At 59.0% G+C, this 11320-nt stretch carries 11 protein-coding genes; all 11 read right to left on the reverse strand.

The features are described from left to right. Nucleotides 1-63: 63 nt before the first annotated feature. On the reverse strand, nt 64-1251 hold the full coding sequence (locus tag H8S59_RS23150; RefSeq protein WP_187522931.1) for an MFS transporter: 1188 nt from the start codon (nt 1249-1251) through the stop codon (nt 64-66). A 322-nt stretch (nt 1252-1573) separates the two neighbouring features. Continuing rightward, on the reverse strand, nt 1574-2095 hold the full coding sequence (locus tag H8S59_RS23155; RefSeq protein ID WP_187522932.1) for a DUF3833 domain-containing protein: 522 nt from the start codon (nt 2093-2095) through the stop codon (nt 1574-1576). Nucleotides 2096-2121: 26 nt separating this feature from the next. Beyond that, nucleotides 2122-2649 carry a chalcone isomerase family protein gene (locus H8S59_RS23160; RefSeq protein WP_187522933.1) on the reverse strand — a complete coding sequence of 176 codons (528 nt, stop codon included), beginning with the start codon at nt 2647-2649 and terminating at the stop codon, nt 2122-2124. Between the two features lie 276 nt (nt 2650-2925). Further along, entirely contained in the window at nt 2926-3513 is a 588-nt protein-coding gene (locus H8S59_RS23165) for a peroxidase-related enzyme (protein ID WP_095095945.1), read from the reverse strand. Next, nucleotides 3510-4031 carry a CMD domain-containing protein gene (locus H8S59_RS23170; RefSeq protein ID WP_187522934.1) on the reverse strand — a complete coding sequence of 174 codons (522 nt, stop codon included), beginning with the start codon at nt 4029-4031 and terminating at the stop codon, nt 3510-3512. Before H8S59_RS23170 ends, H8S59_RS23165 begins: the two co-directional genes overlap by 4 nt. A 70-nt stretch (nt 4032-4101) precedes the next feature. Next, nucleotides 4102-5667 (reverse strand): ABC transporter substrate-binding protein, encoded by a 1566-nt coding sequence (locus H8S59_RS23175; RefSeq protein ID WP_095095940.1) that lies wholly within the window; start codon nt 5665-5667, stop codon nt 4102-4104. Between the two features lie 55 nt (nt 5668-5722). After that, nucleotides 5723-6736, reverse strand: a complete 1014-nt coding sequence (locus tag H8S59_RS23180) for an ABC transporter ATP-binding protein (RefSeq protein ID WP_187522935.1) — start codon at nt 6734-6736, stop codon at nt 5723-5725. After that, the gene (locus H8S59_RS23185; RefSeq protein ID WP_187522936.1) at nt 6726-7754 is read right to left on the reverse strand and encodes an ABC transporter ATP-binding protein; all 1029 of its coding nucleotides are present in this window, start codon (nt 7752-7754) and stop codon (nt 6726-6728) included. The genes H8S59_RS23180 and H8S59_RS23185 overlap by 11 nt, the downstream gene beginning before the upstream one ends. Further along, a complete protein-coding gene (locus H8S59_RS23190) occupies nt 7751-8656 on the reverse strand; it encodes an ABC transporter permease (RefSeq protein ID WP_095095931.1) in 906 nt (301 codons plus the stop codon). The genes H8S59_RS23185 and H8S59_RS23190 overlap by 4 nt, the downstream gene beginning before the upstream one ends. Next, nucleotides 8653-9627, reverse strand: a complete 975-nt coding sequence (locus H8S59_RS23195) for an ABC transporter permease (RefSeq protein WP_187522937.1) — start codon at nt 9625-9627, stop codon at nt 8653-8655. Before H8S59_RS23195 ends, H8S59_RS23190 begins: the two co-directional genes overlap by 4 nt. After that, on the reverse strand, nt 9624-11084 hold the full coding sequence (locus H8S59_RS23200) for a SidA/IucD/PvdA family monooxygenase (protein WP_187522938.1): 1461 nt from the start codon (nt 11082-11084) through the stop codon (nt 9624-9626). The genes H8S59_RS23195 and H8S59_RS23200 overlap by 4 nt, the downstream gene beginning before the upstream one ends. Between the last annotated feature and the right edge of the window lie 236 nt (nt 11085-11320).

An 11320-nucleotide genomic window follows, 5' to 3' on the forward strand; every position in this document is an offset into this window, starting at 1 on the left:
GGAAGCATTTCAAGTCAGGCTCATCAAAACCTCTGAGCTATCTCTTCCGCCAGAAATGCTGCATCAAGCCGCCGCAGCCTGCGCCCTTCTCATGCTCCACATCGCAATCACGGCAATCAACGCAACAAGAGCGCTGAAGAACTCACCCACATGGCGCAAGCCAAACACCGGCACGCTGACCCCGACAGCAATCACCGGCAATGACATGGACAGGTACAACACCACAAACAGCGCCGAGGCGACCGCGGCTTTCTGATGCGGCGGGCTGGCGGCCGTTACCGCGCCCATGCCAGCGCGGAACACCATGCCCTGGCCGATACCTGCGGTGATACCCGCAACGATCAGCAACAGCATATGCTCAGTCGCGATACTCAGGCCCAGGGTCAGCATGCCAAGGATCAACGCGACGCAACCCAGGGTCATGTGCTGACGAGACGGCAACCATTGCAACAGCGCTTGACCGACTACCGATGCGGCGAAGAACGAGCCGACCACGGCACCGATCACGATGCCACTGGATTGCTCCATGACCTGACGCATGATCGACGGCACCATGCTGGTGAACAGCCCGGCAACGCTAAAGCCTGCCAGCCCGGCGATGGCTGCCGGAATGAACAGACCGCGCACTTCGGCAGGAATCGAAGGCCGCATAACCCGCAGGCGTGGTACCTCCGGGCGCTTGACTGTTTCCCGGGCAACCATGACACCCACCAACGCAATGCCCAGAAACCCCAGATGCAGCCAGAACACCAGTTGCAGGGGATGCGGCAGATGCTGTGAGGTCAGACCTGCCAGCAAAGGTCCAAGCCCGAGGCCGAACATGTTGGCAGCCGTCGCCACCAGCGTGGAGCGCTTGCTCCAGGACTTGGGGGCCAGCTCGATGATTGCCACCGTTGCAGTACCGGTCATGATCCCGGCGGAAAACCCGGAAAACAGTCGGCCCAGCAACAGACCGCCAATGGAATTGCAGTACAGGAAAATAACCGCACTGATCGCGCCCATGACCAGCCCCGCACACAGCATCGGACGGCGCCCGACCTGATCGGACCAACTGCCCACTGCCAGCAACGCGGCGATGACCCCTGCGGCGTAGATCGAGAAAATAAGCGTTACCCAGGTTTCGCCAAAGCCCATTTGCTGTTGGTAATAAACATACAGTGGCGTCGGCAGCGTGGTGCCAACCATGACGATCAACAAGGCGCAGGCCACCAGAATGAAATCTCTGCTGGAGGTTGAAACAGGCTTGGTCATGCAGGGCGTCCGGTGAGGAAATTCGTGTTCATGCGTCCGGCATCGATGGCCGGGGGTAGCCATAGTACAGAGGGGTGGGAAGGATCGGCAGAGAAGGTTTCAAGAAATTTCAGACAGGCAGATGAAAAAACCAATCCTGACACCACGCTGTCCCGCTGCCGACGGAGTACTTGTGGGAGCGGTGCTTGCCCGCGATAAGCGGCGACGAGCTCTGAAGGGTAAATCGCGGTGTTCTTATCGCGGGCAAGCACCGCTCCCACATAAAAGCCGCATTTATTCAGTGAGTTTTTTTATGTTCGATGAAAGCTCCTCTACCGACTAATCATTCTTTACGAAAGAAAAACGTCACCTGTCCCAACTCCACACCCAGCTTGCTCATGTACGAGCGATTGGCCAGGGTCTTTTCGTCCAGCAGGTACATCCAGTCGTCGAAGTGCACTTTGTACGTGCTCCCGTCCACCGGCAGGTTCAGCACGTAACGCCAGTGAAAGGCATTGCCGGACACTTCACCGAAAGCCTCACCGTCGACATCTCCCGCCGTTCCCTTCCAGCGGCCCGGCCCGTCAGGAACCAGCGTCCATACCCGGGTTTCTTTTTTACCGTCGCTGTAGGTGAAGTCTTCGTGCAGGATCAGCGCGTCACCTTCGCTGCGACCATTGATCACCACGTCCATGCGTTTGGTGACTTCCCCGGAACGCTTCTGGAAGATGCCTTGGGCGACAACACGCCCGGTGAAGTATTCCCGCAGATCCAGCTTTGGGGTTTCCTGACTGTATTGCTTCACGTCCACGCCGCTGCAGGCAGTCAAACCAATGCATGCAGCGATGATCATGGCCTTCAACATGGTGCAGCTCCCAGCAGAGAAATGAGTTATTTACGTGCCCCGCCCATCAGTTGCTCACGCAGCTCCGGGTTACGGGTTTTCGGGCTCAGCCAGATATCAAAGAATGCTTTGGCAAACTGCGGATCCTGTACAACATGCTGCAGCTTGTCACCGACATAAAAACGCGCCTCTCGACCCGGGAAATACACCCCGGTGATCTTCATGCCCTCTTCTACATCGACAAACGCCTGAGCCATTTGCTCACGCCAGGCGACCAGCTGCGTTTCGGGGATCGCCTTCGGGGAAGTACGCTTGATCTCGACGATACTGGCCTCAACCAGATCATCCCGGGAAATCGTCCGGTGATAAGTCAGCTCCAGCGCAAAAGGCTGATCGGCCTTCAAAGGCTTGCCGGCACTCAACAAGCGCGCGGTGTAGACACGAAAGCCAAACACCCGCAGATCGCCCCCACCGATGACCTGCGCATTGGGCAGCGCTTCCTGCCAGGAAGCGTTCGCCACCTGGCTGAGCACTTGACTGAACAGCAGAAAAACCACCAAGCAAAGTCGTGTCATACAAAGTCGTGCCATACATCGCCTCTCGTCCGGATCTTCAGGGCAAGACCAAAAAAGGGCCAGCAACCAGATGCAAGGTCAAAGACCACAACAACACCCGGATGCTGACCCCTAAGACATAAAAGCTATACGAGGAACACGATCTTGTACAATTTTTAGCGAGGTTTTTATTCAAACGCCTGATTGCTGATTTCTGGCGAAGGAAATTTGCGATGTGCCGACACCCTCCCGGCTAACGCCGACCCAACGGGGTTGGGCATCTCCTCTACCCCATCTTCACGCGTCTTTGTAAACCGGCTCGCCCAGGTTGAGCATCAAACGATTGGCCCAGGCGAAAATAGAGATCGCGTGGATCAGGTCCAGAATCTGCGCATCATCCAGACCTTGCGCGCGCAATGGCCCGATGTGTTCAGCACCCAGCGCAGCCGGATCAAGGGTGAGATCGATGGAAAAACGCACGATGGCCTTTTCCCGCTCAGTTGTCCCGGCCGTTTCAGGATCGGTGAAGATCTCGGCAATCACATCGTTACGCTTTGCCAGTTGCTCAAAGCGCTGGGCATGTACCGAGGCGCAATACACACACTGATTGATACGGGAAACCACGGTGCTCGCCAGTTCACGTTCGGCACGCGACAAACCGCCGGGGGCGTACATGATGGCGTTGAAGGCCAGAGAGCGCTGACGCAGCACCTCGGGCTGATGCGCCAGGGTCAGGTAATAATCGGACACCTTGGCCTGCGGATGACTCTCTTCCAGCACGGCCACTTGTTCGGGTGTCGCGCTGTCGAGCTCGATGGTTGGCAGCCAGGCTTTCCAGCCCAATACTTCGCTGGTGAAACCGTTGATACGGATAGGCTCACTCATGACGCGGCTCCTGCGGCTGACAACGCGGCAAGACCTGCCGCCAGGCGAATCTGATACGACAGGTAGGCAATCAACTGTGCGAGCACGACGATTTCTGCGGTCGACAATCCGGCTTGCTGCAGCACATGCAACGCCTGCTGATCACCTTCCACCGGGCGCTCGATCAGAGTGCGGGTAAAACCGAGAATGGCGTGCAAGCGAGCATCGGTTACGCGCTCAAGGGCTGCGAAATCCAGTGCGCCAATCAGCAACGGATCAACGCTCAACGCCTGCAACTGCTCTTTATAGTAATCAGCCAACAACGGGCTGGGCGTCAGACGGCTGGCAAAATAGGCCACCAGCAGGCGCTCATTCAGGGACAGATTATTCTCAAGCAGCGGGTCGAAAAACTGCGCGTGGCTGCCCTGAGTCGCGGCCAGCACTTTGTCACGGGCATGGCGAACCTGATGCAGATGCGTGCCGGGCGTCAGACCCAGCAAATCATCCAGGACATCCGGCGATTGAGCGGTGGAATTCATCACAAATCCTCTGAGTGCATCGGGCTGATGCCTGTCGCCAGCAAGGCGTCAGGCTCAGGGTTTCAAGACTTCAAGGCAGTTTGGTAACCATGCTTGCGGCCGTGCGGTCGCTGACCAGAGGCTCAACTTTCAGGTCTTTGCGCGCAGCCCAGATGTTCTGATAGTGGAACAGCGGAATGATACCGACGTCGTCGGTCACGACCTTCGCGGACTCTTCCAGAATGGCCCGGCGCTTGGCTTCGTCGAACTCGGCGGTGGCTTTGGTCAATGCCTGATCCACCAGCGGGTTGCTGTAGTGACCCCAGTTGGAGGCACCCAGACCCTTGGCGCTGTCGACGGTGGTCAGAATGTTGGTCAGCGCATAAGCCGCTTCGCCAGTGCCGTTACCCCAGCCAATCACACTGATTGCCAGTTCGTTCTTGTTGGCCTTACCGGCGTAAACCGCCCAGGGCAACACTTCCAGTTGCACCTTGACGCCAATCCGCGACCAGAACTGTGCCACGGCCTGCATGGTTTCCGGCGCTTGCGGGTAACGGTCACCCGGTACGTGCACGGTCAACTGGAAGCCATCCGGGAAGCCCGCTTCCTTCAACAGCTCCTTGGCCTGTTTCGGGTCGTACGGAATGTTTTTCAGGTCCGCGTTATAGCCGAAGGTATTGGCGGGCATCCACTGGTTGGCCTCGGTCACGGTGCCTTGCATGATGCGTTCGACAATCGCCTGACGATTGATCGCCAGCGACAACGCCTTGCGCACCTTCACATCGCGCAGCGGGTTTTGCTCCAGAGGTTTGCCCGCGTTGTCACGGATAAACTCGTTCGGGCCTTCGCGGAAGCTCGGCTGAACAATCAGTGCACGCAGCCCGGAGTAAGCGTAAACCTTCACATTCGGGCTTTGACGCAGGCGGGCCACGTCCGTTGGCGAGACCTTGTCGATCACGTCCACATCACCCGCCAGCAAGGCTGCGGTGCGGCTCGCGGCATTGGCGATATAACGATAATCAACGCTGTCCCACAGCGGCTTCTCGCCCCAATACGCGTTGTTGCGCTCGAAAATCGTGCGGTCGCCCGGCACAAAGGAAACGAAACGATAAGGCCCGGTGCCGACCATCGCTTTGCCCGAGTTGTAATCAGCGCTCGCGGCACCTGCACCCACGTGACGGCTGACGATGTAGATCGAATCGACGTCCGGCAGCAGGTTGGCGTTAGGAGAGCGGGTCTTGATGATCAGGGTGTGATCATCCTTGGCCTGGATCGACTCGACGGTCCGCATGGCTCCTGCGTAAGACGCAACGGAACCGGGTACGGCCCGGGCTCGTTCGAAGGAAAACACGAAGTCATCGGCGGTGAGCGGCTTGCCGTCCTGCCATTTGACGTCATCGCGCAGGCTGAACTCCCAGGTCTTGTCGTCCAGCACTTTCCAACTCTTGGCCAGGCCCGGCAGGGTCTTGTCGTCGTGACGATTGACCAGCGATTCGAAGGCATGCAGCGCCACCGAACGATCACCGGCGTAGTTATTCAGTTGCGGATCGAGGGACGAGACCGGGTCGGCGTAACCGATACGCAACGCTTCAGCCGAGGCGCTGCCGCCAGCCAGAATCAGGGCCGAGGCCAACAGTGAACGAACAAGAGGTTTCATGTGTTGTTTCCTTGTACGCAATGGCAATAAGAAAGACGGACGATCAAGCGTCCGTTCAGGCTGTTTCGTTGAGGTGGCAAGCGCTCAGGTGGTTCGGCGAAACCTCCCTGAGCGGTGGAACTTCCACGCGACAGCGCGCCATGGCGTGCGGGCAACGAGGATGGAAATGACACCCGGCAGGCGGGTTCAGCGGGCTGGGGATTTCCCCTTTGATCGCGTCATAACGGGCACTGCGAATATCGAAACGCGGGATCTGCGCCAACAAGGCCTGGGTGTAAGGATGATTGGCACGACTGAACAGATCGTCGACGTCGGCGCTCTCCACGACCCGCCCCAGGTACATCACCACCACGCGATCGCACAGATGCTCGACCACACCAAGGTCATGGCTGATGAACAGATAGGTCAGACCCAGCTCGTCGCGCAGGTCCATGAACAGGTTGAGAATCTGCGCCTGAATCGACACGTCCAGGGCCGCCACCGACTCATCGCAAACCAGCAGCTCAGGCTGCACCGCCAACGCACGAGCGATACCGATGCGCTGACGCTGACCGCCGCTGAACTGGTGCGGATAGCGTTGGCGTAATTGCGGGCTGAGCCCGGCACGTTGCAGTTGCGCGCTGACGTAATCGTCGAACCCGGCCTTATCGGTCAGGCCATGGAGCAACGCGCCCTCCCCGACGATACGATCAACGCGAAGACGCGGATTAAGACTGGCGGATGGATCCTGAAAAATCATCTGGATTTTCAGTCGCGCCGCCTGACGCTCTTCATGGGTGAAATCTTCAATGGACTTGCCGTCAATGGACGCCGTGCCGGAAGACACCGGCAGCAAGCCCGCGACCATCCGGCCAAGGGTCGACTTGCCACAGCCGGACTCGCCGACCAGCCCCACCACTTCGCCCCGCACAATGCGCAGGTCAACCCGGTCGACCGCGTGTGTCACTGACGTCGGCCGGGTCAATTGCAAACGCTGCAAGAGATGTTGCAGTCCGCTGTCGGGACTGGCTTTGCCGAATGTCTTGCTGACATCGCTCAGCTCGATGATTGGCGTCGATTCATTGCTCATCGGCGGCTCCCGGATGAAAACAGCGGACCAGTCGGCCCGGCTCTATCGCTTGACTGGGGGGATCCTGCTCGCACACCGAAGTTGCTCGGGTACAGCGCGCAGCGAAGGCACAACCTGTTGGCATCGACAGCAGATCCGGCGCCATGCCGGGAATCTGCCGTAACCGCTGACCGCGTTTGTTACGGCTCGGCAGGCTGTCGATGAGGCCTTGGGTATAAGGGTGTTGCGGGCGATCCAGCACCGCCGCGACGGTGCCTTGTTCGACGATGCGCCCGGCGTACATCACCGCAATATCGTCCGCCAGACCGGCGACTACCGACAGGTCGTGAGTAATCCAGATCAGCGAAGTGCCCTGCTGACGGACCAGCTTCTGCACTTCACTGAGGATCTGTGCCTGAATGGTCACGTCCAGTGCTGTGGTGGGTTCATCGGCAATGATCAGGTCTGGCGAATGCAGCAATGCAATGGCAATCGCCACCCGCTGACGCATGCCACCGGACAACTGGTGCGGGTAAGCGCGCAGTCGCTCATCAGGACTGGCGATGCCCAGCAGCGCCAACGTACGGCTGGCATGCTCCCGGGCCTCGGCGCGGCTGAGGGGCTGATGCGCTTGCACCGCCTCGATCATTTGCGTGTCGACGCGCAGCACCGGATTGAGGGTCATCATCGGGTCCTGAAAGATCATCGCGATGCGATTGCCTTGCAGGTGGCGCAACTCCCTGGCAGACAAGCGGGTCAGGTCACGGCCTTGAAACAACACTTCACCGCCGCTGATACGTCCCGGCTCATCCACCAGACCCAGAATCGAGAAACCGGTGACTGATTTGCCGGAACCGGACTCGCCCACCAGACCCAGAATTCGCCCCGGTTGAATGCTCAGGGACACATCACGCACCGCGGGTAGCACCCCGGCGCGGGTATAGAACGACGTACACAGGCCGCGCACATCCAGCGTCGGCTGCACGCTGGCCGCTTGCTCGACGGCTAACGATTCGGCAGAACTGTTTGGCAGGCTCATCGTTGCAACCTCGGGTTCAGCACATCACGCAGACGGTCGCCCACCAGGTTGATGGCAACGATGGTTATCAGCAGCGCCACACCGGGATAGAAGCTGATCCAGTACTCGTCGCTGAGCATGTATTGAAAGCCGTTGGCGATCAGCAACCCCAGCGAAGGCTCGGTAATCGGCACGCCAAGACCGAGGAACGACAAGGTCGCTTCCAGGGTGATCGCCCGGGCGATCTGCAGCGCGCCGATCACGATCAGCGGTGGCAGGCAGTTGGGCAGAATATGTCCGACCACAATGCGCCATGAACCAACGCCCTGGCCCCGAGCGGCATCGACGTATTCGCGGCGACTTTCAGTCAGCGCCTGACCTCGGGCGGTACGGGCGTAGTAGGCCCATTCCAGTACTACCAGGGTGAGCATCACATTGCCGACGCCTTTGCCCAGCCAGGCGAGAATCATCAACGCCATGAGAATCACTGGAAATGACAACAGCAAATCCACCAGACGCATCAACAACGCATCGACCCAACCGCCCGCGTATGCCGATAACAGACCGAGCATAGTGCCGAGTACCGCCGCGATCAGTGCGGAGCCAATACCGACCCAGAGGCTGATACGCAGGCCGTAAATGATCGCCGACAGCAAATCGCGACCCTGGCCGTCGGTGCCCAGCCAATAGGTATAACCGGCGTCGACGTTTTCCGTGCCCGGCGGCAGGCGCGCATCCAGAACGTTGAGCTGCATCAGGTCATAGGGGTTCTGGTGAACAATCCAGGGTGCCAGCGCCGCAACGCCGACAATAAACACCAACACCAGCAAACCGAGCATGGCCGTCGGCGAAGTCTTGAACTCCGAGACGCCGCGCCGCCATGGAGATTGCGCCTTGAAGGTCGCTACAGGGGCCTGGCTCATCGTTTGGCCTCCACACGAACACGCGGGTCGAGGAAGTAATACAACGCATCGACAATCAGATTGAGCACCACAAAAATCACCACAACCACCATCAGATAAGCCACCACCACCGGGCGGTCGAGCATATTGATGCTGTCCAGAATCAGCTTGCCTGCACCGGGCCAGGCGAAAATGCTTTCGGTCACCACCGCATAGGCGATGGTCGAACCCAGCTCCATGGCCAACACCGTGACCAGCGGAATCATGGTGTTGCGCATCACATGCATGCACATCACCCGCACCGGCGACAGGCCTTTGGCCCGGGCAAACTTCACGTACTCCTGCGGCAGCACTTCACGCACGCCAGCACGGGTCAGGCGCAGCACCAGGGATATCTTGAACAGCGCAAGATTGAGCGCCGGCAAAATCAGATGCTGCAAACCGTCGAGGGTCAGGAAAGACCACTGGATACCGAACAGCTCGCGCGTCTCACCGCGGCCACTGGCAGGCAGCCAGCCAAGCTTGATGGAGAACAGCATGATCATCATCAACGCCACCCAGAACGCGGGCAGTGAAAAGCCGACGATGCTGGAGGCCATCAACATGCGTGACAACGGGTGATCGGGATAGCTGCCGGCGAACATGCCCAATGGCACGCCGAGGACAACAGCGAGAAACATCGCGCTGAAGGCCAGCTCAAATGTCGCGGGCAGGCGTTGCACGATCAGGCGCATGGCGTCTTCGTGGTAAACAAAGCTCTGGCCTAGATTGCCTTGCACTGCGCCCTTGAGGAACAGCAGATATTGCTGCCATAACGGCTTGTCCAGCCCCAGATGAGCTATGGCCGCCAGCCGTTCGGCCTGATTGAGGTCCTCGCCGACCAGAATGTCCATCGGGTTGCCGATGGCGTTCAGGCCAATGAAAACCACCAGGGTCATCAGCAGCACCACCAGCAGCGACTGACTCAGGCGACGCACCAGCCAGCCGATCATCGGCGTAACTCTTGAGCCGTCGGCTCGCTGGCGACCCATTCATCACCGAGCAACTCAGGCTCGGCGTAATTCTGCATGGCGGTAAAATGCAGCTCGATGTCTTCGTTGAACAACTGCCCTGCCAGGCCTTGAGCGAGACGCTTGGCGCCTTCGCTGATGGCCGGAATATCACCTGACACCGCGCCGTAGCTCAGGGCTGCCGGATAGTTGAAGCAATGAATCTGCCCGATGCCGGGGCATGCGCCGGGGGTTTTCTCCTGAAACTCGAAGCACAGGCCCAGGTCTGGCAAGTCCTCCAGTTCGTTATCCGGCTCGCCGCCCGGTGGTGTGAAGCTGTCACTCCAGGCGCGGACATGCTGGGCAAAACTGGCGAACTCGGGACGCAGCTGAAAGTTGGTGCGAAAGCCGGTAGCGAATACCAGAAAGTCCACCTCGATGCGGGCCTTCGGCGTATCCACCCACAGGCCACCGGCCGGGTTTTCCTGAACGGCGACAACCGGGCTATTCAGCAGAAAACGTGAGTTGGGTGAGCGGGAAACCCGCTGAGTACTGCCCCGTGGCGGTGGGACTTGCTGAGTGTTCAGGTATTTGCGAATCCGCCACTTCCAGGCATCCGGCAACCGCCAGTAACCGTGGGTCATGCCCGGATTGCCAGCGCCCTTGCCTTTATTGACCCGCGGCAGCTCTGCCCGGCGAATCAACAGATCGACGCGTTTCGCACCAGCTTCCAGCGCGGTGGCGGCGCTGTCCATGGCCGACGCACCACCACCGATCACGGCAACGCGCTTGCCGACAAACCATTCATCCTGCAATCCATCAGACGAATGCGCCCAGAAATGCCGTGGTAAATCGTTGGCAAAATCAGGCACCCAAGGACCGCCCAGACCGTCGCGACCGGTAGCCAATACCACATGGCGAGCCACAATAGTTTGAAGCTGCCCGGCATGCTGGATATCAAGGTCAACCAGACCATCAGCCCGAGGCTGGACACGGCTCACGCGATGCTCGTTGCGCACATCCAGCTTGAGCGCCTTGCGATACCAGCGCAGGTAATCCGCCCATTGCAGACGCGGAATCTTGTCCAGCGCATTCCACGCCGCCAGACCGAACTGCGCCTCGAACCAGGCTCTGAATGTCAGCGCAGGCAAGCCCAATGCGGGGCCAGTCAGTTGCTTGGGTGAACGCAGGGTTTCCATACGCGCAGTAGTCGCCCACGGGCCTTCGAAACCGGCTGGCGACTGGTCGTAAATGCGGGCGATTACACCCATATTGCGCAGCTCGGCGGCCAGTGCCAGGCCCGCCATGCCGCCACCGATAATGGCCACATCCAACACCGCCTGCCCGTCATTGACCCGAGGCTTTACCCAAGGCGCAGCAGGCAAATCCAGCCATTGCAAATCCTGCTGCAAGCGAGCTTCCAGCGCGGCAAGACCGCTGGCGGTGTTCAGATCGGACATTTTCAATACTCGGCATTCGAGAAAAGGTGGTCACTTGCTATACAAGAAGCATTCCACACTCATAAATTTTCAAATTCATAAGGCTCATGAATTCGGATAACGAATAGTAGAAGCCGTGAAATATTCCTTCAACGATGATTATTGAATATTGATATTCCATAAAGGTATTAGGGCAGGAGCAGCGATGTTTTGCCCCCATGCGGTTTCTTGTGGGAGCGGTGCTTGCCCGCGATAAG

The sequence above is a fragment of the Pseudomonas folii genome, from assembly GCF_014357575.1.
GTDB classification, from domain to species: domain Bacteria; phylum Pseudomonadota; class Gammaproteobacteria; order Pseudomonadales; family Pseudomonadaceae; genus Aquipseudomonas; species Aquipseudomonas folii.